Here is a 26,111-nt window from a genome sequence, read left to right as displayed (position 1 = left end):
ACCCCCCTGAGGGGGTCCGGCCTTCGTCATAAGGGCTTGCAGTCCGGCGCGCCTCAGCTCCGGGTGGCCAGCTCGAACCAGACCACCTTGCCACCGGAGAGCCGGGTCGCCCCCCACCGCCGGGCCAGCCGGTTCACCAGGAAGAGGCCGCGACCGCCCTCGTCCGTGTCCCGCGCCCGCCGCTGCCGGGGCAGCTGCGGGGAGTCGTCGCCCACCTCGCAGCGCAGCACGTCGGTACGGAGCAGCCGCAGCGTCACCGGCCGCTCCGCGTACCGCACGGCGTTGGTCACGACCTCGCTGATCAGCAGCTCGACCGAGTCCGTCAGCTCCTCCAGGTCCCAGCGGGCCAGCGCCCGCCGGGCGAGCCGCCGGGCCCGCCCCGGGGCCGCGTCCTCCGGCTCCAGGAACCAGTACGCCACGTCGCTCGGCGCGATCCCGTCGAAACGGGCCGCGAGCAGCGCGATGTCGTCGTCCCGGTCGCCCGGACCCAGCATGTCGAGGACGTCGTCGCAGAGCGCCTCCAGGGGCGGCGAGTGGTCCGGGCCCGTCAGCTGCGCGGTCGCCGCCAGGCGCTCCCGCAGCTGCTCGATCCCGGTCCACACGTCCCGCAGCCGGGACTCGACCAGACCGTCCGTGTACAGGAGCAGCGTGGCGCCCGCCGGGGCGTCGAGCTCCACCGCCTCGAAGTCGACCCCGCCCACCCCGATCGGGGCGCCGGGCGGCACCCGCAGCACCTCGGCCCGCCCGCCCAGGTGGAGCAGTATCGGCGGCGGATGGCCGGCGTTGGCCACCGTGATCCGGTGCGAGACCGGGTCGTACACCGCGTACATGCAGGTCGCCATCCGGTCCTGGCCGAGGCGCTGCGCCTGCTCGTCGAGGTGGTGCAGGACCTCCTGCGGCGGCAGGTCGAGGCCGGCCAGGGTCTGCGCGGTGGTGCGCAGCTGGCCCATGATCGCCGCCGAGGTCATGGAGTGGCCCATGACGTCGCCGACGACCAGGGCGACCCGGCTGCCGGGCAGCGGGATCGCGTCGTACCAGTCGCCGCCCACCCGGGCCGTCTCTGCCGCCGGCAGGTAGCGGGAGGCCAGCTTCACGCCGGTCGGCTGCGGCAGCGAGTCCGGCAGCATCGTCCGCTGGAGCTCGTCCGCGATGTACGCCTCGCGGCCGTACAGCACGGCCTTGTCGATGCCGAGCGCGGTGTGGGTGGCGAGCTGCGCCGCGACGAGCAGGTCGTTCGGCTCGAAGCCGGCCCGCTCGGGGCGGCGCAGGAACACGGCCGCGCCGATCACCCGGCGGCGGCCGCGCAGCGGCGCGAGGACCGCCCGCAGCCCGCCGGGCAGCGGATGGTCGGGACCGAGCAGCTCGCCGAGCGCGGCCTTCGCGGCGGCGGAGTCGCCGAAGACCGGCCGCACCCCGCGCAGCACCTCGGCCAGCGCACCGCCGGACCGCACCTCGCAGAGTTCGGCCGCGGGGGTCGGATCCGGGTCGGGTACGAGGACCAGCTCCTCGCCCTCCAGTTCGCTTAACCGCAGCCGGTCCGTGCGGCGCAGCCGCAGCACGAACGGCGCCACCGGCCGCTCGTCGCCGACCGGCAGGGGGTCGCGGAGGTAGACCAGGATCTCGTCCGAGAAGGTCGGCACGGTGGCCCGGCACAGGCCCAGCACGATCTCGTCCAGGTCGATGCCGCGCGCGATGCGCCGGGTCGCGGCGCCGACGAACCGCAGCCGGTCGCCCTCGCGCCGCCCTGCGGTGTCCCCGCCCCGGGCGCCGCCGGGCGGCTGCGGGGCCACGGCGACGGCCACGGCTCCGGGACCGCCGGAGCCGCCCGCGGGGCCGGTGGGATGCGGGGAGCCGGGGGAGTGCGGGGAGCCCGGGGTGCCGGTGCCGGCTCCCGTAGGGCCGCCGTCGCCGACGGGCGCGGTCGTCGGGCCCGGGGGCGCGGCCTGGCCGGGCGTCGCCGTCCGGCCGGGTGCCGCGGGCGTGTCCGTACCGGGGGCGGGGGCCGTCCGGCCCGCCGGTCCGCCCGGCTGCGCGGGCAGGTCGGAGGGCAGGCCGGCCGCCGCCTCCTGGCGAGGGCGCGCGCGTTCCTGCGGCCGGGCAGCCAGGGGCTGCCGGCCTTCGTGGGAGGTGGGATGCTCCGTCACGCGTGGGGTTCCGTCCGTCCGGGCCGGTGGTGCGATGCACTCGCTCTTCTCGCCGATGCCGCGCCTTCGGCGGGGATAAACCCCTCGTTCGCAGCGGATGCGGACGCTCCGCGAGTCGCGGCAACGGCAGGGGCCGGAACACCCGGGCACACGTCCGGCACTGTTCTCCCCCTCGTGGATGACTTGTGGTCAGGTCCTGCGCCGTGCTGAGTCGTTGACGTGCTGTTCGGTCGGTGCGACGGGCTGTGCGATGCGCTTGTGCCGTGCGGAGGACGATCCTACGTTTGAACCCCGGGGGCGCATCAAGGGTCTCACGGTGCCGTGTGCGCCGGAGTGCGGTCCCAGTCGGTCGGCAGCTCCGGAACCTTCCACCCGGGATCGGGCCGCCAGTCCTCCCAGCCGTCCGCGAACGGCGTGCCCCACGCCCGGATCCGCTCCACCGCCCGCTGCCCGGCGGCCCGTACCCGCGCCGCCTGCTCGGGGCCCATCAGGCCGGACCGCTGGGCCTGCGCGAACTCGTCCTCGTCCCGCCACAGCCAGCTGCGGTCGGGGTAGACGGAGATGTCGAGGAAGTGGTCCTCGGAGTCGAAGCCGCCGGACCAGCGGACCCGCGGCTCCTCCAGGTTCACGTACCAGCTGCGGAAGCGCCAGCCGCGCTCCCAGAACAGCCAGACGGACCACGGCTCGCCGGGCCGCGCCAGCTTCAGCACCCCGCTGCCGAACCAGCGCGCCCGTTCCGTGGTGCGCGGGGCCGTGTAGCGGGTGGCGAGCGGCTCCTCGTGCACCGCGGTGCCGTCGGCGAGCACGGGCCGCACGCATTCGGTGCCGGGCGCCATCCAGACCGCGAGCAGCTCGGGCGTGTCCTGGACGACGGTCACCGGCCGGCAGATGTGCACCTCGCCGGTGCCGTTGCCGCGGTAGCGCCAGAGGATGTGATCCCCCGGCGCCCAGTGCTGAGGGCCGCCCGATCCTGTCATGCGCAGATCTTAGGGGCGCGCTCCCACGACCGCTGCGGTACAGGTCACGGATGAGTCGGCCACCCGCCGGTCGCTCACGGCGCGCCGGCGGGGCGCGGGGGTTCCGGGCAGGACCTACGGGCGGGTCATCCGCAGGACGTCGAGCGCCTCGTCCAGCTGCTCGACCGTGAGGTCGCCCCGCTCGACGTAGCCGGACTCGATGACGACCTCGCGGATGGTCTTCCGCTCGGCGAGGGACTTCTTGGCGACCTTGGCGGCTTCTTCGTACCCGATGTACTTGTTCAGCGGGGTGACCACGGAGGGCGAGGACTCGGCGTACTCGCGGGCGCGCTCGGCGTTGGCGGTGATGCCGTCGACCGTGCGGTCGGCGAGCAGCCGGGAGGCGTTGGCGAGCAGCCGTACGGACTCCAGGAGGTTCTTGGCCATGACCGGCAGCATCACGTTGAGCTCGAAGTTCCCGGCGGCGCCGGCCACCGCGACCGTGGTGTCGTTTCCGGTCACCTGCGCGGCGACCATGAGGACCGCCTCGGGGATCACCGGGTTCACCTTGCCCGGCATGATCGACGAACCGGGCTGGAGGTCGGGGAGGTTGATCTCCGCGAGGCCGGTGCGCGGGCCGCTGGACATCCAGCGCAGATCGTTGGCGATCTTGGTGAGGGAGACGGCGAGGGTGCGGAGCTGCCCGGACGTCTCGACCAGGCCGTCCCGGGCGCCCTGCGCCTCGAAGTGGTCGCGGGCCTCGGTCAGCGGCAGTCCGGTCGCGCGGGCGACCTCGGTGATGACGGCGGCGGAGAAGCCGGCCGGGGTGTTGATGCCGGTGCCCACCGCGGTGCCGCCGAGGGGGAGTTCGGCGAGCCGGGGGAGCGCGGTGCGCAGCCGCTCGGCGCCGTACCTGACCTGGGCCGCGTACCCGCCGAACTCCTGGCCGAGGGTGACCGGGGTGGCGTCCATCAGATGGGTGCGACCGGACTTCACGACCGTCGCGAACTCGGCCGATTTTCGCTCCAGGGCGGTGGCCAGGTGGTCGAGGGCGGGGATCAGGTCGCGGGTGACGGCGGCGGTGGCCGCGATGTGGATGGAGGACGGGAAGACGTCGTTGGACGACTGCGAGGCGTTGACGTGGTCGTTGGGGTGGACCTCGCGGCCCGCGGGAAGCCGCTCGGTGGCGAGGGTGGCGATGACCTCGTTGGTGTTCATGTTGGAGGAGGTGCCCGAGCCGGTCTGGAAGACGTCCACGGGGAAGTGCTCGTCCCAGCGGCCTTCGGCGACCTCGTCGGCGGCCGAGGCGATGGCCTCGGCGCGGTCCTCGTCGATGACGCCCAGCGCGGCGTTGACCTTGGCCGCGGCGGCCTTGATCCGGGCCAGGGCCTTGATGTGGGTGCGCTCCAGGCGCTGGCCCGAGATCGGGAAGTTCTCCACCGCGCGCTGGGTCTGGGCCCGCCACTTGGCGTGCGCGGGGACCCGTACCTCGCCCATGGAGTCGTGCTCGATCCGGTAGTGCTCGGTGTCGTTCATTTTCCCAACCTCCTGCTGTGCTGTTCGGGCGGTGACTCCCAACCCCCCGAAAAAGATGAGCACTTGTCTTGTTCGATGTATTCCCAAGGCGCGTACCGGCCAGTAAAAACCGTGGGTAACCCCACTTCCAGGAGGCGCAATGAAGCGCACCAGGTACAGACTCCGCTGGCCCGTAGCAGCCGTCGCCGCCGCCGCGGCGGCCCTCGGCAGCATGACCGCCGCGGCCCCCGCCGGCGCGGTCGACACGGCCACCACGGCCGGAATCACCTCCACGCCGCTCTCCCCCGAGCTGGAGGCGATCCGCGCCGCCGAGGCCGTGAAGATCTACGGCGACGCCGCCGAGCGCCCGCTCGCCCAGCGCAGGACCGGCCTGATCTCGCTCGGCGACAGCGAGATCTCCGGCGAGGGCGTCGGCACCTACGAGTCACCCACCAACGGCCCCACCAACTGGTGCCACCGCTCGCCCGACGCCGCCATCCACCGCACCGGGATCCCCGCGGACCTCACCTTCAACGTGGCCTGTTCCGGCGCCTACACCGGCAACATCCGGATCGGCGGCTCCAAGCAGTACGCCGACGAGCTGGTCCAGAGCGACAACCTCGCGATCAAGGCCCGCAACACCCGCATCAAGATGGTCCTGCTCGTCGCCGGAGCCAACGACGACCTGCAGTTCGGGCCCGTCATGACCGACTGCGTCCAGCGCTACGTGCTCAGCCAGGGCACCTGCGAGCCCAAGTACGCCCCCGGCTGGCAGGCCCGCGTCGACGCGCTCGTCCCCAAGGTCGAGCAGACCGTGCGCGACCTGAAGACCGTCATGCGCGACGCCGGATACGCCGACGGCGACTACAAGCTCGTCCTCATGGGCTACCCCAGCCCGATCGGCCCCGACTTCAACGACAACCCGAACTTCCCCGGCAAGCTGATCTGCGGCGGCATGGGCTACGACTCCGACACCAAGTGGGGCCGCAACACCGCCGTCCCGGCCTTCGAGCGCGGCATGCGCAAGGCCGCCGCCTCCACCGGGGCCGTCTACCTCGACAACTCGCGGCTCTTCCACGGCCACGAGGTCTGCATGGAGGACACCTGGGCCCGGGGCCTCTACATCGACCTCTCCAAGCCCGGCGGCATCGACGAGAACTCCGTCCGGCAGTCCTTCCACCCCAACAAGAGCGGCCACGCCGCCTTCGCCTCCTGCCTGACGCAGATCTACAACTCCGGTCGGAACGAGGCGAGCTGCGCCGACGTCAACTCCTCCGGCACCCCCACGCTCTTCCCGCTCGCCTGGGACGACGCCTACCGGCCGCTCACGAACCAGGCGACCGGCAACTGCCTGGACGTCAACGCGTCCGAGTCCGCCAACGGGACCGCCGTCCTCGGCTGGGACTGCCACGGTGGCCGCAACCAGGGCTGGTGGTACGACTCCGCCCGGCAGACCCTCCACACCCAGCTCACCCAGGACCGCTGCCTGGACGTGCCGGGCGCCGCCTACCAGGCCGGCAAGGCGCTCATCGTGTGGAACTGCAGCGGCGCCGCCAACCAGAAGTTCGTCCGCGACGGCGCCACCGTGCGCCCCGCCGCCGCGACCGGCCTCTGCCTCACCCAGGGCGCGGCGAAGGAGCCGATCAGGCTCCAGAGCTGCAACGGCTCCGCGAACCAGCGGTTCGCGTAGGGCCCCGGAGACGCCGTGGCCCCCGTCCGGTGCGGGGCGGGGGCCACGGTCCTGTCCGGAGACCCCGGGATCCCCTGGGTCCTGTCCGGAGATCCGGGGACCTCCTCGGGGCTGTCCGGAAAGTCCCGCCCGACTCGCGGTCAGAGCGCCTTCAGAGCGCCTTCAGCGTGGACTTCGCCAGCTCGTACGCCGGGATCATCGCCCGGTGCTCGTCGGTGTCGAGCCCGCCGAGGTGGACGATGACGACCCCCTTCGGGGTGGAGACGGCGAAGGCCCGCTCCTCCTTCGACTCCTCCATCAGCTCGTTCGTCACGGTGTACGTGACCTCGGTGGCCGGCAGCTGACCGGCCCCGGTCTCCCGGTAGGCGACCTTCGAGGTCTTCCGCTCGGCCTTCACGAAGCCTTCGAGCGCGGCCCGCGCGGGGCCCTTGCCCGCCGTCCAGATCCGCAGGTAGCCCACGTGCCCGGCGCCCTTGGCGTCCACCTCGCAGCGGACGACCGCGGGACCCTGCCGCGTCAGCGCCGCGAACTCCGGGTTCTCCGGATCGTCGATCGCCTCCGGCTCCCACTGCTCCGCCAGCGCGAACGAGACGGGCAGCGCGCAGGCCGTCCCCGGCCCGCCCAGGGTGGCGGCGGCCTTCGGGACCCCGGCCGTCGGGGTCGCGGCCTGCGACTCCCCGGCCTTCGACCCCCCGGCCTTCGGCGCGGCGGTGCCCGCCGGGCCCACGGGCGCCGGAGTCGTACCGCAGCCGGTCAGCAGCAGCCCGGCCGCCGCCAGGGCGACGGGGACCGCCGCGCGTATCGGAAGTGCTCTCTCTCGCATGCCGCCATGATCGCCGACCCGGGGAGCGGCGATTCGCCCGGACGGGCGAACGCGCGGGGGGCGCCGCACAATGTGAAGCATGCCGAGGGGGGACCCCCACCCCACCGGGAGGCAGGACATGACCCGCACCTTCAGGAGGATCGGCGCGCTCGGCGCCTGTACGGTCGCCGCCGTCGCCTTCGGCGCCGCCGCTCCGGTCCACGCCGACAACGGCGAAGGGTTCGAGTTCACGGTCTACGCCAAGGAGGTCCCGGGCGAGGGAACCGGCACGAGCGGCCCGCCGCCCAAGGCCGGCGACGTCTTCACCGTCGCCGACGACCTGTACAAGACCAAGGGCGGCACCAAGGCCGGCCGCGACGGCGTCACCTGCGCCGTCGTACGCGTCTCGGGCACCCAGGTCGACGCGAACTGCGTCGGCACCTTCGTCCTGAACGGAGGACCGGGCGGACAGATCACCGCCCAGGCCCTCGTCACCTTCGACACCTCGGCCGAGGCGCCCTCCGCCTACGACGTCGCCATCACCGGCGGCACCGGTGACTTCAAGAACGCCCACGGCTACGTGCGGAGCACCCCGGACGGCGACTACCAGCAGATGGAGTTCCACATCACCGTCCGCTAGGACCGGCCTTCCGGAGGCCCCGGTCAGGACAGCTTGCCGCCGTAGTCCGGGAGCTTGAAGGTGCGCTCGGCGTGGCCGCCGACGAGGTCGGTGGTGTTGTTGCCGATGTTCGCGATGATCGTGTAGCCCTTGGCCTCGATCTCCGCGCGCTTCGCGGTCTTGTACGCGCCGACCTCGGCGAACAGGTCGGGCAGGCTCCGCACGTACAGGCCGTCGACCGGGTACCCGGACTTCCGCAGGTTCCAGTCCGTCAGCGGCTGGATGATGCCGGGCCTCGCGGTCACGAAGAAGACCGCCACCCCGCGCGCGTGGGCGTCGTCGACGAGGGCGCGGACGTCTGCGATGGCCGGGGTCGGCAGCTCCCAGAACGGGTGGAAGTCCGTCTCCAGGGAGCTGTTGTCGATGTCGAGGACGATCGCCTGCTTCTCCCGCCCGGCGTTCTCGGAGCGCTTCTCGATGTACGGGCGGGCCTCGGCGACGACGGCCGCCACGTCGCGGCGCCAGGTCCCGTAGTCGACGTCCGCGAGGGCCGCGGCCGACGTCACGTGGGTGTCGGGGTCGGCCGCCGAGGCCGCGGGCGCGGGCCCGACGACGAGGACGGCGGCCAGGCCGAGGGTGGCGGCTGCGGTGGCTTTGGCGGAGGGCATGGGGGGCTCCCGAGGGTCGACCGGCTCAGTGGTTGACATGCTCGCGACCCATACTGACCAGTAGGCGACGAGAGGGCTACCGGTCGGTAGCGACTTTCTGAGCGGGAGACGGCGAAGCCCCCGCCTCCCGGAGGGGCGAGGGCTTCGCGACGGAGCCGGGATCAGCCGAGGCCGGGACCCCGCACCGGGATGTGCGTGAACGTCGGCTCGGGCGCCGGGTTCTGGAAGAAGTCGTTGCCCTTGTCGTCCACCACGATGAACGCCGGGAAGTCCTCGACCTCGATCTTCCAGACCGCCTCCATGCCGAGCTCCTCGTACTCGACGACCTCGACCTTCTTGATGCAGTCCTGCGCGAGACGGGCCGCCGGGCCGCCGATCGACCCCAGGTAGAAGCCGCCGTGCGCGCCGCACGCGGCGGTGACCTGACCGGAGCGGTTGCCCTTGGCCAGCATCACCTTCGAGCCGCCCGCGGCCTGGAACTGCTCCACGTACGAGTCCATGCGGCCGGCCGTCGTCGGGCCGAAGGAACCGGAGGCGTAGCCCTCGGGGGTCTTCGCCGGACCCGCGTAGTAGACCGGGTGGTCCTTCAGGTACTGCGGCATCTCCTCGCCCGCGTCCAGGCGCTCCTTGATCTTGGCGTGCGCGATGTCGCGCGCCACGACCAGCGGGCCGTTGAGGGAGAGGCGGGTCTTGACCGGGTACTTGGTCAGCTCGGCGAGGATGTCGTCCATCGGCTGGTTCAGGTCGATGGTGACGACGTCGCTCTCCTCGGAGAGGTGCTCGTCGGTCGTCTCCGGCAGGAAGCGCGCCGGGTCGGTCTCCAGCTGCTCCAGGAAGACGCCCTCGGCGGTGATCTTCGCGACGGCCTGGCGGTCGGCCGAGCAGGACACGGCGATGGCGACGGGCAGCGAGGCGCCGTGGCGGGGGAGGCGGACCACGCGGACGTCGTGGCAGAAGTACTTGCCGCCGAACTGCGCGCCGATGCCGATCTTCTGCGTCAGCTCGAAGACCTTCTCCTCCAGCTCCTTGTCGCGGAAGCCGTGGCCGGTCTCGGCCGAGCCCTCGGTGGGCAGCTCGTCCAGGTAGTGCGCGGAGGCGTACTTCGCGGTCTTGAGCGCGAACTCGGCCGACGTGCCGCCGACGACGATCGCCAGGTGGTACGGCGGGCAGGCGGCCGTACCGAGCGAGCGGATCTTCTCCTCCAGGAACTTCATCATGCTCGCCTCGTTGAGGACGGCCTTCGTCTCCTGGTAGAGGAAGGACTTGTTGGCCGAGCCGCCGCCCTTGGCCATGAAGAGGAACTTGTACGCGCCGCCGTCGGTCGCGTACAGCTCGATCTGCGCGGGCAGGTTCGAGCCGGTGTTCTTCTCCTCCCACATGGTCACCGGAGCCATCTGCGAGTACCGCAGGTTCAGCTTGGTGTACGCGTCGTAGATGCCCTTGGACAGGGCCTCCTCGTCGCGGCCGGAGGTCAGCACGTTCTGCCCGCGCTTGCCCATCACGATCGCGGTGCCCGTGTCCTGGCACATCGGCAGGACGCCCGCGGCGGCGATGTTCGCGTTCTTCAGCAGGTCCAGCGCGACGAACTTGTCGTTCGACGAGGCCTCGGGGTCGTCGATGATCCGGCGCAGCTGCGCCAGGTGGGCCGGGCGCAGGAAGTGCTGGATGTCGTGGATCGCCTCGGCGGCCAGCTGCCGCAGGGCCTCGGGCTCGACCTTGAGGAACGTACGGCCGTCGGCCTCGAAGGTGGAGACACCTTCGGAGGTCACCAGGCGGTAGGGCGTGGTGTCCTCTCCCAGCGGGAGCAGATCGGAGTACGCAAACTCTGGCATGACGGCGGCCATTCCTCACTCGGCAGACAGCAGCGCCGCCTCCGTTGGCGGCGCGCCCTCAAGCGTAGAACGCGGGCGGCGCGCCGATCCTGTGAGGTAAGGCTCACTTGGGGGTGTTCGGGCGCTCGGAGTCTTTCGTCCACAGGTCCGGCCCCGCCCCCTGGTCGCGATCTATCGCGTTTCGCTAGGCTGGCACCGTGGACCTCGAAAAGCAGCCCGAACCCGAGAAGCAGCCGCAGCCGCAGCGGTCGGCCGCCCCCGCCGAGACCGCCCCCGCGGAGACCGCCTACGCCGACCCGCAGGGCTCGCTGCGGGCCTCGGACGCGGACCGGGACCGGATCGCGGACATCCTCGGGGACGCCCTAGCCGAGGGGCGGCTCGACCCCGAGGAGCACTCGGACCGGATCGACGCGGTCTACCGGGCCAAGACGGTCGGGGAGCTGGAGCCGATCGTCCGCGACCTGCCGTCCGCCCGGACGCGCAAGGAGCCCGAGCCGGCCTACGCCTGGTCCGCCGACGACTCCGAGGGCCCCGCGGACAACCTCATCGCGATCTTCTCCAGCACCACCCGCAAGGGGCGCTGGCGGGTGAGCCGCCGGACGAACGCCTTCGCGCTCTTCGGGAACATCGAGGTCGACCTCACCGAGGCGATCTTCGCCCAGCGGCTCACCACCATCAACGCCACCTCGATCTTCGGCAACGTCGAGGTCCGCGTCCCGGAGAACATCAGCCTGCGCGGCAGCGGCAGCGGAGTCTTCGGCAACTTCGAGGTCGTGACCCTGGAGGGCGTGGACCCGCAGGCCCCCGTCGTCGTCATCAACGGCTACTCGGTCTTCGGGAACGTGGAGGCCAGACCCAAGCGCGGCAAGTGGATCACCGACCTCCAGGGCAAGCTGCGCAAACACCTCGGCCACTGACGCCGGCCCCGGCGGGCGCCGCGACCGCCGCGCGGTGACCGGAATCCGTCCACGGGTATCCGCAGTGCGGAACGGCGCGGCACGCAGTGCATAGGCACGCGCACAGCGGGTAGGGCTGGTGCATCGCCGCTCGCTCGCGAAGCCGTCGTCAGGAGTAGACCGTGCTGCAACTGCCGCATCAGCCCCTCCAGGTCGCCGCCGTCCCCCCTCCGCGCACCACGCCCACCCGGGAGGACGAGGCAGGCCCTTGGCACGCGGAGGCGGTGTGCCGCCGGGACGAAGCCGGGCTGTTCTTCGCTCCGTCGAAGGAGCCGACCGCCGCGCGGCTGGCCCGCGAGGAGGCGGCCAAGCGGGTCTGCGCCCGGTGTCCCGTCATGGTCGAGTGCCGTGAGCACGCGCTGATCCAGCCCGAGCCGTACGGAGTGTGGGGCGGACTCACCGCGGCGGAGCGCCGTGTCGTCCTGGCCCGGCGCCGGCGGCGCGAGGTGGAGCTGCGGAAGGCCGCCGCGACCGAGCGGATCGCCCAGGCCGGCTGACGGGAACCGCGGACGCGCCTCCGCGGGCCCGTACGGGAAGGGGCGCCCCCACCGCACATGGGGGCGCCCCTCTTCGTACCGTCGTCGCGCGCGTCCGCCGCGCCCCACGCGCCACGTCCGTGCCGCGTCGCGTCGTGTGCCGCGCGTCGGCGTTCCCTCGGGTGCTGCCTCGCGCGTCGCTTCGGCCGCGTTACTTCGCGCGGTCGAAGTCGATCTTGCTGTACGCGCGCAGCTTCGAGAGCCGGTGCGTGGAGTCGATCTGGCGGATCGTGCCGGACTTCGAGCGCATGACCAGCGACTGCGTGGTCGCCGTCTCGGCGCGGTAGCGCACGCCGCGGAGCAGCTCGCCGTCGGTGATGCCGGTCGCGACGAAGAAGACGTTGTCGCCGCGGACCAGGTCGTCGGTGGAGAGCACCCGGTCGAGGTCGTGGCCCGCGTCGAGGGCCTTCTGCCGCTCGGCGTCGTCCTTCGGCCAGAGCTTGCCCTGGATGACACCGCCGAGGCACTTGATGGCGCAGGCGGAGATGATGCCCTCGGGCGTGCCGCCGATGCCCATGAGCATGTCGACGCCGGTGCCCTCGCGGACGGCCATGATCGAACCGGCGACGTCGCCGTCCGAGATGAACTTGATCCGGGCCCCGGTCTCGCGGATCTCCTTGACGATGCCCTCGTGGCGGGGGCGGTCCAGGATGACGACCGTGATGTCCTCGGGCGAGGAGTTCTTCGCCTTGGCGACCCGGCGGATGTTGACCGAGACGGGGGCGTTGATGTCGACGAAGTCGGCGGCCTCGGGGCCGGTGACCAGCTTGTCCATGTAGAAGACCGCGGACGGGTCGAACATGGCGCCGCGGTCGGCGGCGGCCAGGACGGCGATGGCGTTCGGCATGCCCTTGGCGTTGAGTGTGGTGCCGTCGATCGGGTCCACGGCGATGTCGACCTCGGCGCCGGTGCCGTCGCCGACCCGCTCGCCGTTGAAGAGCATGGGGGCCTCGTCCTTCTCCCCCTCGCCGATGACGACGACGCCGTTCATCGAGACGGTGGAGATCAGGGTCCGCATGGCGTTGACCGCGGCGCCGTCAGCGCCGATCTTGTCGCCGCGGCCGACCCAGCGGCCGGCGGCCATGGCGGCGGCCTCGGTGACCCGGACCAGCTCCAGGGCCAGGTTGCGGTCGGGGGCCTCGGGAGAGACGACAAGCTCGGGCGGCAGATGATGCTGCTCGGTCATCGGAACGCACCTTTCTGTACGGCGACGGCCGGAAATAAGAGGGTGATGCGACTCTATCGGTACGTCGACAAAATGAGCAGAGGGGCCCACGTATGAGCACGAGACCCTGATGCGACCATGGTGGGCGTGGCAGGTATGCGAGGCAGGCAGACGGTACGCGGGATGTTCCAGTCCCTCGGGGTGATCTTGATCGCCGCGGGCGTGATGTATCTCTTCATTCCGCATGACGAGGAACCCGAACCGGTCAAGGCGAAGGACTACCGGGTCGAGCTCATCACGGCCCAGCGGGCGGCTCCCTATCCGGTGCTGGCCCCCGAGGGCCTCGGCGACGGGTGGAAGGCGACGGTCGTCTCGTACAAGCGCGAGAAGGCCAACGCCTGGCAGCTCGGCTTCCTCTCCCCGGACACGCAGTACGTGGCGATCCACCAGTCGACGGCGGCGGCGAAGACCTATGTGCCGGACGTCACCCAGCGCGCCAAGAACACCGGCCGCACGGAGACGGTGGCCGGCCAGGTCTGGCAGCGCTGGGAGGGCCCCAAGTACGACGCGCTCGTCCGCACCGACGGCGACGCGACGACCGTGGTCACCGGCACCGCCTCCTTCGAGCGGCTGGCCGAGATGGCCGGCGCGCTCCGCTCGAACAAGGTCTGACCCTCCGACCGTCCACCCCACCCGGGCGTACGGGAAGGGCCCCGCACTCGTCGAGTGCGGGGCCCTTCCCCTTGTGCCCGTTCGGCCTGCCGGTGCGGCGTGGCTCAGACGGTGGTGATGACCTCGTCGTAGGCCAGACGCGGGGAGCGCGGGAACCAGGCGTCCTCGCCCGGCTTGCCGATGTTGACGACCATCAGCGGGGTGTGGTCGTCGTCCAGGAACTCCTTCTGGACGCCGGCGAAGTCCAGGCCGGTCATCGGGCCGGCGGCCAGGCCGGCGGCGCGGACGCCCACGATGAAGTACGCGGCCTGCAGGGCGGCGTTCAGCGTGGCCGAGCCCTCGCGGACCGGGCGCTCGGCGAAGAACATGTCCTTGGCCTGCGGGAAGTGCGGGAACAGGGCCGGGAGCTCCTCGTGGAACTCGTTGTCGGCCGACAGGATCGCGACGAGCGGGGCCGTGGCGGTCTTGGCCTGGTTGCCCTCGGCCATGTGCTTGACCAGGCGCTCGCGGGCCTCGGGGGAGCGGACCAGCGTGATGCGCAGCGGGGACTGGTTGAAGGCGGTCGGGCCGAACTTCACCAGCTCGTAGATCGCCTGGACCTGCTCGTCGGTGACCGGCTCGTCGGTGAACGTGTTGGCGGTGCGGGCCTCACGGAAGAGGAGGTCCTGGGCGGCGGGGTCAAGGGCGAGAGACATGCTGCGTACCTTCCGGACTGCAAGGGGAGTCGCTCGTACAAGGTTCAAGCGATGTCTCGACAGTACGCCCAGGATTGGTGAAACTTCAACTAATCCATCCGGATAGTGATCCGTTTCACTTCGCCGAGTCTACGGCAGATCCGCCGCCGAACCACGGCGAAGCCCGAAACGAGGCCGGAATCGACGCCCGGAGCGAAGCCCCGGGCGCTTCCCCGGAGTCCGAACCGGAGACGCCGGGGGGGGGGGCAGGCGCTACTCGTCGCCCCCGTCCCCTTCCGCCGCCTCCCCGGCCTCGGCCGCGCGCTCCGCCGCCAGCGAGGCGTCGAGCCGGGCCCGCGCCCCCTCCAGGCGCCGCCGGCACACCTTGGCCAGTTCCTCGCCGCGCTCCCAGAGCGCGAGGGACTCCTCCAGGGTCGTCCCGCCCGCCTCCAGGCGGCGGACGACCTCGATCAGCTCGTCCCGCGCCTGCTCGTACCCGAGCGCCGCCTCTTCCGTACCGGCTGCCATGAACTCCACCCTCCGTGTCCGCTTCCTCTGAATCCCTGTGTCCCTGTGTCCCTGTGTCCCCGCGCCAGGATCCGAGCCGGGATCTCTCCGCCAGGATCTCCGCGTACGGATCTCCGCGTACGGATCTCCGCGTACGGATCTCCGCGTACGGATCTCCCCGTCAGGACGGGTCGGCCGCCACGCGGCGCACCGCGAACTCGCCCTCGGCGACCCGGGCCCGCAGGTCCTCGCCGTCCGCGACCTCCTCGGGGGAGCGGACCACCGTGCCGTCCGCCCGCTGGAGCACCGCGTACCCCCGCTCCATCGTCGCGGCAGGCGACAGCGCCCGGACCCGCGCCCGGGTGTGCGACAGCTCGGAGTCCGCCCGGTCGAGGAGGTGCCCGAGCACCCGCCGGCTGCGGGCGAGCAGCGCGGAGATCTCGTCCTCGCGGACCTCGACCATGCGCTGCGGATGCTCCATGACGGGCCGGGCGAGCGCCTGCGCCAGGCCGCGCTCCTCCCGGTCCAGGAGTCCCCGCACGGTCCGCAGCGCGCGGTCCCGCAGGCCGCGCACCCGGTCCAGCTCCTCCCCGACGTCCGGCACGACCTTCTTGGCCGCGTCCGTCGGCGTCGAGGCGCGCAGGTCCGCCACCAGGTCGAGCAGCGGCGAGTCGGGCTCGTGGCCGATCGCGGAGACCACCGGCGTACGGCAGTCGGCCACCGCGCGGACGAGCTGCTCGTCCGAGAACGGCAGGAGGTCCTCGACGCTGCCGCCGCCCCGGGCGACGACGATCACGTCCACCTCGTCGTCCGCGTCGAGCTCCCGCAGCGCCTGGACGACCTGAGGGACGGCCTTCACGCCCTGCACCGCGACGTTCCGCACCTCGAAGCTGACGGCCGGCCAGCGGCGCCGCGCGTTCTCCAGGACGTCCCGCTCCGCCGCCGAGGCGCGGCCGCAGACCAGGCCGATCCGGTGCGGCAGGAACGGCAGCGGCTTCTTCCGGTCGGGCGCGAAGAGGCCCTCGGCCGCCAGGCTCCGCTTCAGCTGCTCCAGACGGGCGAGCAGCTCGCCGATCCCGACCGGCTTGATCTCCACGGCCCGCAGCGACAGCTGCCCGCGCGGCGCGTACCACTCGGGCTTCGCGTGCAGGACGACCCGGGCGCCCTCCGACACGACGTCCGCGACCGCGTCGAATACCTTGCGGTAGCAGGTGACCCCGATGGAGATGTCGTGCGAGGGATCCCGCAGCGTCAGGAACACGACCCCGGCGCCGGGCCGCCGCGACAGCTGCGTGATCTGCCCCTCGACCCAGATCGCCCCGAGCCGGTCGATCCACCCCCCGATCAGCCGGGAGACCTCACCGACGGGAAGCGGTGCTTCGGCGGACGTAGTCAGACCCATGGACCGAGCGTAACCGCGCGGTACGACAACGTCAGGACCGCGCGGAGGGCCGGGTCACGCGGGCGGGGAGGTCCGGGCCGCGCCCTGGACGGCCAGGACGACCAGCCCGACGCCCAGCCACACCACCCCCACCACCTGGGCGGCGACGGAGGCCTCCACGATCACCGCGACGAGGATCGCCGCGCCGACCACGGGCAGGACGATGTGCCGGAGCACGTTCGGCGGCCCCTCCGCCCGGCGGACGGCGAACCACCCCACCACGCTCGCGTGCAGCAGCACGAACGCCGTCAGCGCGCCGACGTCGACCACCGACACGAGGTGGTCGAGGCCGTCGTCCCGCCGGGCCGCCCACACCGCCGCGACCATCGTCACCGACGCCGCCACCAGCAGCGCCACCCGCGGCACGCCCCCGTCCGTACGGGCGAGCAGGTGCGGCAGCCGCCGGTCACGGCCCATCGCGAAGAGCAGCCGCCCGCCGGCCGCCTGCCCGGCGAGCGCCGCGAAGGCCGCGCCGATCGCCTTCGAGACGGCCACCAGGTCGTGCAGCCAGCCGCCGACGGACGCGTCCACCGCGTCGTAGAACGCCGAGCCCTGCTTCCCCGGGTCGGCCGCGAGCTCCGCCGACGAGACCGGCTCCAGGAGCGCCACCAGCCAGGACTGGGCGATGAAGAGCACGCCCGCCAGGGCCAGGCAGAACAGCACCGCCCGCGCCACCTTCGCCGAGCCGCCGGTGACCTCCTCCGCGAACGACGCGATCGCGTCGAAGCCCAGGTAGGACAGGACGGCCACCGACACCGCGCCCAGGACGGCCGCCAGGGAGAAGCCGGTGTCCCCGGTGAGCGGCGACCACCAGTCGCGCCGCGCCCCGTCCCGTACGAGCACCACCACCGCCGACCCGACGAACACCAGCAGGACGACGATCTCCAGGGCGAGCACCGCGAAGCCGACCCGGGCCGCCGCCCGTACGCCCCACAAATTGAGCAGCGTGGTGACGACCACGGCGATCCCCGTCCACACCCACCGGTGGACCTCCGGGACCAGCGCCTCCATCGCGATGCCCGCGAAGAGGTAGGCCACCGCCGGGATCAGCAGGTAGTCGAGCATCGCCATCCACCCGGCGACGAATCCCGGCCCTTCCCCCAGGCCCTTGCGGGCGTACGTGAACACCGAACCGGCCTGCGGCGCGACCCGCACCATCTGCGCGTAGCTGAACGCAGTGAACGCCATGGCGACCGTCGCCACGAGGTACACCAGTGCGACTGCCCCGCCCGACTTGGCGTCGAGCGTGCCGAAGACGCCCACCGGGGCCATCGGCGCGATGAACAGCAGCCCGTAGACGACCAGGTCGCGGAACCCGAGGTTCCGTCGTAGACCGGTGTGCTCCCCGTCCGCCGCCACCTGCGTTTCCTCGGCCATGGCGACAGTTTCTGCCACCCTGCCGACCAAAGCGCCCACCGACGCGGCCTTACGATGGGACGCATGACTGCAACGCCCGCGACGAACCGCCCGAAGCGTGTCCTGCTCGCCGCACCCCGTGGCTACTGCGCGGGCGTCGACCGTGCCGTGATCGCCGTGGAGAAGGCCCTGGAGCAGTACGGGGCCCCGATCTACGTGCGCCACGAGATCGTCCACAACAAGTACGTCGTCCAGACCCTGGAGCGGAAGGGCGCGATCTTCGTCGACCAGGCGACCGAGGTCCCGCCGGGCAACATCGTGATGTTCTCCGCGCACGGCGTCGCCCCGACCGTCCACGAGGAGGCCCGCCAGGGCCGCCTCGCGACCATCGACGCGACCTGCCCCCTGGTCACCAAGGTCCACAAGGAAGCCGTCCGCTTCGCCAACGACGACTTCGACATCCTCCTCATCGGCCACGAGGGCCACGAGGAGGTCATCGGCACCTCCGGCGAGGCCCCCGACCACATCCAGCTGGTCGACGGCCCCGGCGACGTCGCCAAGATCGAGGTCCGCGACCCCTCCCGGGTCGTCTGGCTCTCCCAGACCACGCTCTCGGTCGACGAGACGATGGAGACGGTCGACGCCCTCAAGGAGAAGTTCCCGCAGCTGATCTCCCCGCCGTCCGACGACATCTGCTACGCCACCCAGAACCGCCAGATCGCCATCAAGGAGCTCGCCGGCCAGGCCGAGCTGGTGATCGTCGTCGGCTCGAAGAACTCCTCGAACTCGATCCGCATGGTCGAGGTCGCCAAGCAGGCCGGCGTCCCCGCCGCGTACCTCGTCGACTTCGCCACCGAGATCGACGAGGCCTGGCTGGAAGGCGTCACCAGCGTCGGCCTCTCCTCCGGCGCCTCCGTCCCGGACGTCCTCGTCCAGGAGGTCCTGGAGTGGCTCGCCGAGCGCGGCTACGCGGACGTCGAGATCGTCAAGACCGCCGACGAGTCCCTGACCTTCTCGCTGCCCAAGGAGCTCCGCAACAAGGACCTCCGCGCCGAGGCCGAGAAGCTCGCCGCGGCCGCGCCCGTCAAGGAGTAGCTCCGCGCCGAAGCCCTTACCGTGGGTCCATGAACGTCTTCGGAGTGGACATCGGCGGCTCGGGCATCAAGGGCGCCCCCGTGGACCTGGAGCGCGGCGCGCTCACCGAGGAGCGCCACAAGGTCCTGACCCCGCAGCCCGCCACACCCGACGGTGTGGCGGGCTGCGTCGCGGAGGTCGTGGCGCACTTCGGATGGACCGGCCCGGTGGGCGTCACCTTCCCCGGGGTCGTGACCGGCTCCACCATCCGCACCGCCGCCAACGTCGACAAGTCCTGGATCGGCGTCGACGCCGGCACCCTCATCGGCGACCGCCTCGGCGGCCTCCCCGTGACCGTCCTCAACGACGCCGACGCCGCCGGCGTCGCCGAGATGACCTTCGGCGCGGGCCGCGGCCGCAAGGGCACCGTCATCCTCCTCACCCTCGGCACCGGCATCGGCTCCGCCGTCTTCACCGACGGCCGCCTCGTCCCCAACACCGAACTGGGCCACCTCGAACTCAAGGGCCACGACGCCGAGACCCGCGCCTCCACCAAGGCCAAGGAGGACGAGGACCTCAGCTGGGAGCACTGGGCCACCCGCCGGCTCCGCAAGTACCTCGCCCACGTGGAGATGCTCTTCTCACCCGAGCTCTTCATCATCGGCGGCGGCGTCAGCCGCAAGGCCGACAAGTTCCTCCCCCTCGTCGAGGGCATCCGCGCCGAGATCCTCCCCGCCGAACTCCAGAACAACGCCGGCATCGTCGGCGCGGCGATGGCGGCCCGAGGAGCCTGACACGGGCGGCCGACGCCGACGGCCCCGGCACACGGGCGGGCAGGAGCCCCCTGCCCCGCCCCGGCTACACCACGGGGCGGCGGCGGGGGCCGCGGGGCGGTTCCGCGGGGGCGGGGGAGGCCGCGGCGATCCGGGCGGCCGCGGCGGAACGCTGATGGCGGCGGCCCATCTCCCGTACCTTCCGGAGACTCGCGACGAGCCCGGCGACCAGAGTGCCGCCGTAGAGCCAGCCCGCGTGGACGGCGAGGGCCGTGACGACCGCCATGGCCTGGCCGCCGAGCCCGCCCGTACCACCCGCGATCGGGACGACGCCGACGGCGAAGGCGATGGGGACGCAGATCGGGGCCGTCACGAGGTCGGCGGTGCGGACCCAGAGCGCGGTCAGCGCGCTGACCGGCAGGAACAGCAGCCCGTAGACGACGGGGGAGCCGTCGAGGAGCAGCAGGTCGAGGAAGCCGACCGTCAGCATCACGGCGGAGGCGAACAACCCGGCGCCCAGCCCGGTCAGCCGGGGCGAGGGCAGGCGGCGGAGGGCCTGGACGACGGGCGGCACGGGCCTGGACCCGGCCGGCCTGCCGGCCCCGCGGGCGGCGGCGCCCGCCACCCCGGCGGCCCGCTGCACCCGGGCGTCGCCCGGGGCCCGCCCGGACCGGCCGGTCACGCGGTACACGGCCGCGCCCTCCACGAGCGCCGGGGGCGGCGTGACGGGGGTTTGCGGCCGTCGGCGACCTTGCGGCTGACTTGTCCTTTGCTGCTCCACACGACCAACGTAGGTCGGATGGGGCCGGGAACCGGGTCCGGGACACGCCCTTTGGGTGACGTTGCGCCGGAGATCGACCGAAGGTGGGCGTCACTGGCCGGTTCTCCCCGCCCGTAAACTGGGGGATCGGCCCCCCGTCCACACTTCAGGAAGTCGCCACCGTGTCGCTCACGATCGGAATCGTCGGTCTGCCGAATGTCGGCAAGTCGACCCTGTTCAACGCCCTGACCAAGAACGACGTGCTGGCGGCCAACTACCCGTTCGCCACGATCGAGCCCAACGTCGGCGTCGTCGGTGTCCCCGACGTCCGCCTGACCAAGCTCGCGGAGATCTTCGGATCCCAGCGCATCCTCCCGGCGACCGTCGACTTCGTCGACATCGCGGGCATCGTGCGCGGCGCGAGCGAGGGCGAGGGCCTCGGCAACAAGTTCCTCGCGAACATCCGCGAGTCGGACGCGATCTGCCAGGTCATCCGCGCCTTCAAGGACGAGAACGTCGTCCACGTCGACGGCAAGGTCTCGCCGAAGGACGACATCGAGACGATCAACACGGAGCTGATCCTCGCGGACCTCCAGACGATCGAGAAGGTCCTGCCGCGCCTCCAGAAGGAGATGCGGATCAAGAAGGACACGGCGCCCAAGGTCGCCGCCGTGGAGGCCGCCCAGGCGATCCTGGAGAAGGGCGACACCCTCTTCTCGCAGGGCATCGTCCAGGGCTCGGAGAAGGCGGAGCTCCTCCACGACCTCCACCTCCTCACCACCAAGCCGTTCCTCTACGTCTTCAACGTCGACGAGGACGAGCTGACCGACGACGCCTTCAAGGCCGAGCAGAGCGCCCTCGTCGCCCCCGCCGAGGCCATCTTCCTCAACGCCAAGCTGGAGCAGGACCTCGCCGAGCTCGACGAGGAGGACGCCATGGAGCTCCTCCAGTCCGTCGGCGCCGAGGAGCCCGGCCTCGCCATCCTCGCCCGCGTCGGCTTCGCCACCCTCGGCCTCCAGACCTACCTGACGGCCGGCCCCAAGGAATCCCGCGCCTGGACCATCAAGCAGGGCGCCACCGCCCCCGAGGCCGCCGGTGTCATCCACACCGACTTCCAGAAGGGCTTCATCAAGGCCGAGGTCATCTCCTTCGACGACCTCGTCGCCACCGGCTCCGTCGCCGACGCCCGCTCCGCCGGCAAGGCCCGCATGGAGGGCAAGGAGTACGTCATGCAGGACGGCGACGTGGTGGAGTTCCGCTTCAACGTGTGACGCCTCGTCAAGAACTGTGCCCGACCTGCTTGTTGGTGGGTCGGGCACAAGTTTTTGTTCGCGGGGAGTCCTCGCCCCGTGATGGGGCGGTGGCAGGTCCGGTCGGCGTGAGATGCCTCAGACCTTCACGACTTCCACGGAAGGGCCGCACAGGAGTGTCAGGTCCTCGGGGTCGGACGTGAGGACGGTGACCGGCCGGGGTGCGTTGCGGGCGATGACGGCGAAGGCGGCATCGATGGCGTACTTGTGGCCGTGGAGGTGATGGGTGCGCAGAAGCGCGGCCGCCTGGTCGGTGATCTCCTTGGTGACGTCGTGAACGTCGACGCGGGAGAGGACCCACATGATGCGTGCCGGGTGGATGCGCTCGTAGTCCGCCTCGAGGGTGGTCATGGCACTGGTGGCGACGCGGATGCCCTCTTCCGACGCCGCTTGGACCAGAGTCACGACGGTGCGGTCCTTGCGGTAGAGCTTCGAGAGGCCTTCGCTGTCGAGCAGGAGGGTGCCGGACATCAGGCGGCGGCCCCGCCGGCCTGTCGGTGGTCGTGGCGCAGCAGCGCCCGTGCGGCCTCGACCTCCTCGCGGGTGAGGGCCTCGTTGTCGGTCTCGAAGTCGGCGACGATCTCCCGGAGCCTGTCCATGGCGACCCGCTGTTCTAGGGCCTCGGCGACGTAGGCGGAGAAGCCGCCCGGGCCCACGTGGGCGCGTACGGCCTCGGCGAGGTCCTCGGGCAGGCTGATCGAATACTTCCTGCTACCGCTCATGGTGCCGATCCTACCGGCGGTCGTATTTCTTCGTGAGGCGAATGGACCCAAGGGCAGACCGGTCGCAGTGGACTCGGCGGGGAGGCGCGATCAACGTTCCCGGTCCGTGGCGAAGCCCAATCCGCTCAGCGAGAAGCCATCCCCTTCAGGGGATGGAGGAGTCGTCAGGGATCGCAGGCGCCGCCGAGTCCGGCGGAGCACACTGAAGTGAGTGCGATCCGCTCCGCGAGGTGATCCGATGCGCCGCATCCTCTCTACCGGTTGCGCCTCTCTCCTGGCACTGGCACTCGCAGGGGTGAGCGGCTGTGGCTCCTCCGGTGAGGAGGAGAAGGTGGAAACGGGTCCGACAGTCACGAGGACCCAGACCGTCACAGCGGAGCCGAAGCCCACTCCCACGCCGCCTTCCACCCCGCCGAAGCCGACTGCGACCCCGCCGAAGGCGACTGCGACCCCGCCGAAGCCGACTGCGACCCCCACTGCTGACGCGGCCTCCACTGTCGAGGCGTACTTCGCTGCCATCAATGCGCGCGACCACTGACGAGCGTGGGACCTCGGGGGCAAGAATCTCGGGGGCTCTTACGAGTCCTTCCAGGCAGGTTTTGCCGACACGGTCCAGGACACCGTCCGCATCGTCGATGTCCAGGACGGCGCGGTCACGGTCACGCTCGACGCCCTGCAGACGGATGGGACCGTGCGTTCCTTCGAGGGCACGTACGCGGTCAGGAACGGGGTGATTGTCGATGCCGACGTACGGCCGGTAGCGAGCCCGACACCGGAGAGCGCAGCACCGACAGTGCCGGAGGACACCAACCGCTCGTATCCCCCGGGTCCTCCTGCGGGCGTTCCCGACGTCGACTGCTCAGAGCTTCCTGGTCCCGTTTCGGTCGGCCCCTCCGACCCCCACCGCCTCGACCCCGACGGTGATGGCATCGGCTGCGAACTCGACTGAAGCCCCGTACACCCGGCAGCGTCTGGTGCAGGGGGACCTCACGGCCCAGTACCTCGAGCCACGGACGTGACCAGCTGCCGGCGAAGGCGCACTGGAGGTCGGTCCAGCGCGCGTTCTCGGCCTCGGGATACCCGGCCAGTCCGCAGCCAGTCCGCAGGACACCCGTAAACGGCCGTCGTGAGCTAACGCATGCCAACCGGGAAGTCCCAGGTCAGGGCTCTGGAGGGGGCTCCGCCGCAGGTCAGGATCGGGCAGCAGGCATTCCGCTTCAACGTGTGATCGATTCGTCACTGCGCATGAGGTGATTCGTCGAATGTGCAGGTCGGAAGGGGTCGGGCTCAAGCGAGCCCGACCCCTTCCGCATTCCCGGGCTGACGTGGTGCTGACTTTTCAGGTGCTGCGCGGCGGTGCGGGCTTGCCGGCCACAGAGCTGCTCACGTTGGTTCCCCGCCCGCTCCGGCGGACAGGTGTGCCGCTTCCGTCACTCCCGCACTCGGGTGAGGCCGGCCGGCGGACCACCGCTTCAGGAGCAGTTCCACTCCTCGCTGGGCAGTGCGTGCCACAGGTCGAGCCAGTCGTGGAGCAGGAAGAGGGGGCGGGTCAGGACGACGTCGCCGGCCCGCTGGGAGCGGATCGCCAGGCCGAGGTCGGCGAAGACCGGATCGCCGGCGACGCTGTACGCCAGACTGCCGGGCCGTGTGGTGCGGTGGACGAGCCAGTCCTCCACACGGGAAGGTGCGCAGCCGGTCAGCGGGGCTGCGTCCAGTCTCACCTGGGGGCCGGTGAGGGCGTCTGCGGCGACGCACCCCAGGCGGTCGTCATGGAAGAGGGTCCTGACGCCGCTCTCGGTGAAGTCGGCGTAGTCGAGCTGTCGGTCTTCGCCGTGGTGGGAGTAGGACGAGACGGCCGGTCCTTCGCCGAGGACGAGGGTGATCTCCTCCAAGGTCATCCCGAAGTGCAGCGGGCCGACTCCTACGTACGGCGTGAACGTCCACTCGGCACGCTCCTCCTCGGGCGCGACCCGCCACGGGCCGCGGTACCCCGTCCCGCTCCCCGGGGCTGCCACGGGCGGCTCGGGTGTCGGCTCGCGCGGGGCGGCCGGTAGGGCCGCGATCCGGTCCTCACGCCGGCGGCCGAATCGTTCCGGAGCCGCGGTGTCCTCGGGTTGCTCTTCCAGCCGACGGATCGCCTGCTTCTGCTCCCGGCCGCTGAACGGGTCCTCCGCCAACTCGCCCGCCCGGTCCAGGGCCGCACGGCGCTCCTCCTCCGCAGCGACGAGACCGGTGACGTCCTCACCCCAGGCAGCCAGCCGTTCCCGGGCGATCCACCGGTGGTACGAGTCCGCGCTCACGGCAAGGACCTCGCGGACGGCGGGCGCGTACCGGGGTACGGACGAGGCGAGGGCGGGGGCGGCCAGGAGCAGGGCGGTGGCTGCGAGCGCGGCCTCCCTCACCAGCGGATCGTCGGCGTCGCAGAAATCCGCGATGCGGTCGTGGAGCACCGGCCTCGCCGCACGAGCGGCAGCCAGATCCTGCGCCGTGCCGGCGCCGTCCTCGACGTCCAGGCGGGCGATGTCGGCGAACGAAGCCAGCCAGTTCAGCAGTTCGGCGCGAAGCGGCCGCCGACCGGCCCTGCCCCCCCACCGGTCTTCGGCGAGGGTGCGCGGATCGTCGAGAAGACGAGCGAGGACCAAGGCCGCCGGAGCGGTCGCCGGAAACACCCGCTCCCGATTGAGGAGCAGCCGATACAGATCCCCCACCGCCCGGGCCCGGCGCGCCGGGTCGGTGGCGAGCACGGCGCCGAGGATGTCCGGTGTGTCAGGCACACCGTGCCGGCCCGTGCAGACGTGCGGCAGCTCTTCCCAGGCGGTGCCGGCGAGCTCTTCCTGTGCTCTGGGCGGCAGGGCGCCGGCGGGAAAAACCGGAAGGTCTGGGGTCGTCTCGTTGATCACGGCCGCAGTGTTCCAGCCGACTCGGACATCAGCGGCGCCGATACGTGCCACGGACTGCGGACGGCTCACGCTCGAGCAATACTCTGATGCCCTCGCTGCTCGTGGCAGCGAGGGCATCAGTCGTCAGGCGGCGCGGGTTGTGGGTAACTGCGCGACCCACTTCGTGACCTCGGTCAGGTGCTCGGGGTGTAGACCGAGGTGAGGGTCGGGCTGAATGAGGAGGGTCGCTGTTCCCTTCGCAGTGCGCTCCGCCGCCCATTCATGGTCGAGGCCGGTGAAGTCGTCGTCGATCCAGACGGCGGGGGCGTCGCCGAGCCAGGCGTCGACGTGGTCGCGCTTCCACAGGTAGCCGTTGGGGTGGCTGGTGGTGATCTGCGGGCGTGGGAGGTCGACGTACGGCAGGTCCGGGAGGCCGAGGAGCGGGCCGATGAGGGTGGTGGCGTCCTGGCGCCAGCTGGTGCACCAGATCGGGGTGATCAGGCCGGTGCGGATCACGTCCATGAGCATGGGGCCGTGGGCAGGGTCGAGCCAGACGGTGATTGGGTGTCGGCGCTGCGGCCGGTGGGGACGACGTCGTGACGGGCGTGGGTGGCCGGGGTCGAGCCGTCCGCGTTGGGGGAGGGTATGAGGACGCCGTCGATGTCGAGAAGCAGGTAGGGCGGGCGCATCGGTTCCTCCAGGGGGAAGCCGGGGCGAATGGTTGGTCAGAGCTTGCGGGCGCGGATCAGCAGGGTGGTGGGCCAGTGGCCTATGCGGGGGTCGTGGAACTCCTGGGCCGAAGTGAGCCAGAAGCCCGCCTGGCTGAGGCGCTTCTCCCACCGGTCCGTGGAGAACTCCCAGCGGGCGATGGGGAGTCGGGTGCGGTCGGGAAGGGTGACGTGGTCGCGGCGAGGACGGTCGTCACCCGAAGGGCTTCGGCCGCCACGCTGCGGGTGCGGGTGCGGGTGCGGGTGCGGGACGGAGAAGGGGAGCACCCGGCCGGGCGTGAGGCGCTGGGCGATGGCCGGGAGCAGGAGCTCGGGGGCGTGCCAGGGGGATG

23 protein-coding genes and 2 pseudogenes are annotated in these 26,111 nt (G+C 71.7%); 8 read left to right on the top strand and 17 right to left on the bottom strand.

Annotated features, from left to right (window positions below; genetic code table 11):
* Positions 1-53: 53 nt before the first annotated feature.
* From ACIQFX_RS04050 to ACIQFX_RS04040, 3 genes are all read right to left on the bottom strand, one after another.
* Entirely contained in the window at positions 54-2,144 is a 2,091-nt protein-coding gene (locus ACIQFX_RS04050) for a SpoIIE family protein phosphatase (RefSeq protein ID WP_402458747.1), read from the bottom strand.
* A 311-nt stretch (positions 2,145-2,455) separates the two neighbouring features.
* Positions 2,456-3,121, bottom strand: coding sequence for a DUF402 domain-containing protein (locus ACIQFX_RS04045; protein WP_402458746.1), 666 nt, complete (start codon positions 3,119-3,121; stop codon positions 2,456-2,458).
* A 114-nt stretch (positions 3,122-3,235) separates the two neighbouring features.
* Entirely contained in the window at positions 3,236-4,636 is a 1,401-nt protein-coding gene (locus ACIQFX_RS04040) for a class II fumarate hydratase (protein ID WP_402458744.1), read from the bottom strand.
* A 139-nt stretch (positions 4,637-4,775) separates the two neighbouring features.
* Here ACIQFX_RS04040 and ACIQFX_RS04035 point away from each other — a divergent pair, with 139 nt between their 5' ends.
* Complete coding sequence (locus ACIQFX_RS04035; RefSeq protein ID WP_402458742.1) at positions 4,776-6,305, top strand: ricin-type beta-trefoil lectin domain protein; 1,530 nt, start codon at positions 4,776-4,778, stop codon at positions 6,303-6,305.
* A 151-nt stretch (positions 6,306-6,456) separates the two neighbouring features.
* On the opposite strand, the gene ACIQFX_RS04030 is transcribed toward ACIQFX_RS04035, so the two are convergent.
* Positions 6,457-7,128, bottom strand: coding sequence for a lipoprotein (locus ACIQFX_RS04030; RefSeq protein WP_402458740.1), 672 nt, complete (start codon positions 7,126-7,128; stop codon positions 6,457-6,459).
* A 118-nt stretch (positions 7,129-7,246) separates the two neighbouring features.
* Here ACIQFX_RS04030 and ACIQFX_RS04025 point away from each other — a divergent pair, with 118 nt between their 5' ends.
* Entirely contained in the window at positions 7,247-7,747 is a 501-nt protein-coding gene (locus ACIQFX_RS04025) for a hypothetical protein (protein WP_402458739.1), read from the top strand.
* Positions 7,748-7,770: 23 nt separating this feature from the next.
* Here ACIQFX_RS04025 and ACIQFX_RS04020 read toward each other — a convergent pair whose 3' ends face one another.
* Both ACIQFX_RS04020 and ACIQFX_RS04015 read right to left on the bottom strand, forming a co-directional pair.
* Positions 7,771-8,394, bottom strand: a complete 624-nt coding sequence (locus ACIQFX_RS04020) for an HAD family acid phosphatase (protein WP_402458737.1) — start codon at positions 8,392-8,394, stop codon at positions 7,771-7,773.
* Between the two features lie 161 nt (positions 8,395-8,555).
* The gene (locus ACIQFX_RS04015; RefSeq protein WP_376483206.1) at positions 8,556-10,226 is read right to left on the bottom strand and encodes a fumarate hydratase; all 1,671 of its coding nucleotides are present in this window, start codon (positions 10,224-10,226) and stop codon (positions 8,556-8,558) included.
* 197 nt (positions 10,227-10,423) lie between these two features.
* On the opposite strand from ACIQFX_RS04015, the gene ACIQFX_RS04010 reads away from it, so the two are divergent.
* Both ACIQFX_RS04010 and ACIQFX_RS04005 read left to right on the top strand, forming a co-directional pair.
* Positions 10,424-11,143 (top strand): DUF1707 domain-containing protein, encoded by a 720-nt coding sequence (locus tag ACIQFX_RS04010; protein ID WP_402458735.1) that lies wholly within the window; start codon positions 10,424-10,426, stop codon positions 11,141-11,143.
* Between the two features lie 161 nt (positions 11,144-11,304).
* Positions 11,305-11,679, top strand: coding sequence for a WhiB family transcriptional regulator (locus ACIQFX_RS04005; RefSeq protein ID WP_402458733.1), 375 nt, complete (start codon positions 11,305-11,307; stop codon positions 11,677-11,679).
* Between the two features lie 190 nt (positions 11,680-11,869).
* Here the strand turns inward: ACIQFX_RS04005 and glpX are convergent, their stop codons facing one another.
* Positions 11,870-12,904 (bottom strand): class II fructose-bisphosphatase, encoded by a 1,035-nt coding sequence (gene glpX, locus ACIQFX_RS04000; protein ID WP_402458731.1) that lies wholly within the window; start codon positions 12,902-12,904, stop codon positions 11,870-11,872.
* A gap of 117 nt (positions 12,905-13,021) precedes the next feature.
* Here glpX and ACIQFX_RS03995 point away from each other — a divergent pair, with 117 nt between their 5' ends.
* Positions 13,022-13,555 (top strand): DUF4245 domain-containing protein, encoded by a 534-nt coding sequence (locus ACIQFX_RS03995; protein ID WP_402458730.1) that lies wholly within the window; start codon positions 13,022-13,024, stop codon positions 13,553-13,555.
* A 104-nt stretch (positions 13,556-13,659) separates the two neighbouring features.
* Here ACIQFX_RS03995 and ACIQFX_RS03990 read toward each other — a convergent pair whose 3' ends face one another.
* The 4 genes from ACIQFX_RS03990 to ACIQFX_RS03975 form a co-directional block, all read right to left on the bottom strand.
* On the bottom strand, positions 13,660-14,250 hold the full coding sequence (locus tag ACIQFX_RS03990; RefSeq protein WP_402458728.1) for a malonic semialdehyde reductase: 591 nt from the start codon (positions 14,248-14,250) through the stop codon (positions 13,660-13,662).
* A 252-nt stretch (positions 14,251-14,502) separates the two neighbouring features.
* Positions 14,503-14,757 (bottom strand): exodeoxyribonuclease VII small subunit, encoded by a 255-nt coding sequence (locus tag ACIQFX_RS03985; protein ID WP_402458726.1) that lies wholly within the window; start codon positions 14,755-14,757, stop codon positions 14,503-14,505.
* Positions 14,758-14,917: 160 nt separating this feature from the next.
* The gene (gene xseA / locus ACIQFX_RS03980; RefSeq protein WP_402458724.1) at positions 14,918-16,138 is read right to left on the bottom strand and encodes an exodeoxyribonuclease VII large subunit; all 1,221 of its coding nucleotides are present in this window, start codon (positions 16,136-16,138) and stop codon (positions 14,918-14,920) included.
* A gap of 54 nt (positions 16,139-16,192) precedes the next feature.
* On the bottom strand, positions 16,193-17,554 hold the full coding sequence (locus tag ACIQFX_RS03975) for an APC family permease (RefSeq protein ID WP_402458722.1): 1,362 nt from the start codon (positions 17,552-17,554) through the stop codon (positions 16,193-16,195).
* Between the two features lie 54 nt (positions 17,555-17,608).
* Here ACIQFX_RS03975 and ACIQFX_RS03970 point away from each other — a divergent pair, with 54 nt between their 5' ends.
* Both ACIQFX_RS03970 and ppgK read left to right on the top strand, forming a co-directional pair.
* Positions 17,609-18,628: a 4-hydroxy-3-methylbut-2-enyl diphosphate reductase gene (locus tag ACIQFX_RS03970; protein ID WP_376483219.1), complete on the top strand. Its 1,020-nt coding sequence runs from the start codon at positions 17,609-17,611 to the stop codon at positions 18,626-18,628.
* A 29-nt stretch (positions 18,629-18,657) separates the two neighbouring features.
* Positions 18,658-19,401 carry a polyphosphate--glucose phosphotransferase gene (ppgK, locus tag ACIQFX_RS03965; RefSeq protein WP_402458721.1) on the top strand — a complete coding sequence of 248 codons (744 nt, stop codon included), beginning with the start codon at positions 18,658-18,660 and terminating at the stop codon, positions 19,399-19,401.
* A 64-nt stretch (positions 19,402-19,465) separates the two neighbouring features.
* On the opposite strand, the gene ACIQFX_RS03960 is transcribed toward ppgK, so the two are convergent.
* Positions 19,466-20,071 carry a DUF6542 domain-containing protein gene (locus ACIQFX_RS03960; protein WP_402458719.1) on the bottom strand — a complete coding sequence of 202 codons (606 nt, stop codon included), beginning with the start codon at positions 20,069-20,071 and terminating at the stop codon, positions 19,466-19,468.
* A 251-nt stretch (positions 20,072-20,322) separates the two neighbouring features.
* On the opposite strand from ACIQFX_RS03960, the gene ychF reads away from it, so the two are divergent.
* The gene (gene ychF, locus ACIQFX_RS03955; RefSeq protein ID WP_402458717.1) at positions 20,323-21,411 is read left to right on the top strand and encodes a redox-regulated ATPase YchF; all 1,089 of its coding nucleotides are present in this window, start codon (positions 20,323-20,325) and stop codon (positions 21,409-21,411) included.
* Positions 21,412-21,528: 117 nt separating this feature from the next.
* On the opposite strand, the gene ACIQFX_RS03950 is transcribed toward ychF, so the two are convergent.
* From ACIQFX_RS03950 to ACIQFX_RS03930, 5 genes and pseudogenes are all read right to left on the bottom strand, one after another.
* Positions 21,529-21,921, bottom strand: coding sequence for a DNA-binding protein (locus ACIQFX_RS03950; protein WP_402458715.1), 393 nt, complete (start codon positions 21,919-21,921; stop codon positions 21,529-21,531).
* A complete protein-coding gene (locus tag ACIQFX_RS03945) occupies positions 21,921-22,172 on the bottom strand; it encodes a hypothetical protein (protein WP_402458713.1) in 252 nt (83 codons plus the stop codon). The genes ACIQFX_RS03950 and ACIQFX_RS03945 overlap by 1 nt, the downstream gene beginning before the upstream one ends.
* Before the next feature lie 1,472 nt (positions 22,173-23,644).
* Entirely contained in the window at positions 23,645-25,072 is a 1,428-nt protein-coding gene (locus ACIQFX_RS03940; protein WP_402458712.1) for a hypothetical protein, read from the bottom strand.
* A gap of 123 nt (positions 25,073-25,195) precedes the next feature.
* Positions 25,196-25,740 (bottom strand): annotated as a pseudogene (locus ACIQFX_RS03935) (HAD domain-containing protein).
* 36 nt (positions 25,741-25,776) lie between these two features.
* A pseudogene (locus tag ACIQFX_RS03930) lies at positions 25,777-26,097 on the bottom strand (SAM-dependent methyltransferase); the annotation flags it as partial.
* Positions 26,098-26,111 lie beyond the last annotated feature (14 nt).

The sequence above is a fragment of the Streptomyces sp. NPDC093089 genome, from assembly GCF_044754405.1.
In the GTDB taxonomy this organism is placed as follows: Bacteria; Actinomycetota; Actinomycetes; order Streptomycetales; family Streptomycetaceae; genus Streptomyces.
This window is presented reverse-complemented; position numbering and strand designations above follow the sequence as displayed.

What these genes read in the sequence shown, in the direction of transcription:
- ACIQFX_RS04045 (WP_402458746.1), bottom strand. Translation starts at nt 3,121, where the DNA reads ATGACAGGATCGGGCGGCCCTCAGCACTGGGCGCCGGGGGATCACATC.
- ACIQFX_RS04040 (WP_402458744.1), bottom strand. Translation starts at nt 4,636, where the DNA reads ATGAACGACACCGAGCACTACCGGATCGAGCACGACTCCATGGGCGAG.
- ACIQFX_RS04035 (WP_402458742.1), top strand. Translation starts at nt 4,776, where the DNA reads ATGAAGCGCACCAGGTACAGACTCCGCTGGCCCGTAGCAGCCGTCGCC.
- ACIQFX_RS04030 (WP_402458740.1), bottom strand. Translation starts at nt 7,128, where the DNA reads ATGCGAGAGAGAGCACTTCCGATACGCGCGGCGGTCCCCGTCGCCCTG.
- ACIQFX_RS04025 (WP_402458739.1), top strand. Translation starts at nt 7,247, where the DNA reads ATGACCCGCACCTTCAGGAGGATCGGCGCGCTCGGCGCCTGTACGGTC.
- ACIQFX_RS04020 (WP_402458737.1), bottom strand. Translation starts at nt 8,394, where the DNA reads ATGCCCTCCGCCAAAGCCACCGCAGCCGCCACCCTCGGCCTGGCCGCC.
- ACIQFX_RS04015 (WP_376483206.1), bottom strand. Translation starts at nt 10,226, where the DNA reads ATGCCAGAGTTTGCGTACTCCGATCTGCTCCCGCTGGGAGAGGACACC.
- glpX (WP_402458731.1), bottom strand. Translation starts at nt 12,904, where the DNA reads ATGACCGAGCAGCATCATCTGCCGCCCGAGCTTGTCGTCTCTCCCGAG.
- ACIQFX_RS03995 (WP_402458730.1), top strand. Translation starts at nt 13,022, where the DNA reads ATGGTGGGCGTGGCAGGTATGCGAGGCAGGCAGACGGTACGCGGGATG.
- ACIQFX_RS03990 (WP_402458728.1), bottom strand. Translation starts at nt 14,250, where the DNA reads ATGTCTCTCGCCCTTGACCCCGCCGCCCAGGACCTCCTCTTCCGTGAG.
- ACIQFX_RS03985 (WP_402458726.1), bottom strand. Translation starts at nt 14,757, where the DNA reads ATGGCAGCCGGTACGGAAGAGGCGGCGCTCGGGTACGAGCAGGCGCGG.
- xseA (WP_402458724.1), bottom strand. Translation starts at nt 16,138, where the DNA reads ATGGGTCTGACTACGTCCGCCGAAGCACCGCTTCCCGTCGGTGAGGTC.
- ACIQFX_RS03975 (WP_402458722.1), bottom strand. Translation starts at nt 17,554, where the DNA reads ATGGCCGAGGAAACGCAGGTGGCGGCGGACGGGGAGCACACCGGTCTA.
- ACIQFX_RS03970 (WP_376483219.1), top strand. Translation starts at nt 17,609, where the DNA reads ATGGGACGCATGACTGCAACGCCCGCGACGAACCGCCCGAAGCGTGTC.
- ppgK (WP_402458721.1), top strand. Translation starts at nt 18,658, where the DNA reads ATGAACGTCTTCGGAGTGGACATCGGCGGCTCGGGCATCAAGGGCGCC.
- ACIQFX_RS03950 (WP_402458715.1), bottom strand. Translation starts at nt 21,921, where the DNA reads ATGTCCGGCACCCTCCTGCTCGACAGCGAAGGCCTCTCGAAGCTCTAC.
- ACIQFX_RS03945 (WP_402458713.1), bottom strand. Translation starts at nt 22,172, where the DNA reads ATGAGCGGTAGCAGGAAGTATTCGATCAGCCTGCCCGAGGACCTCGCC.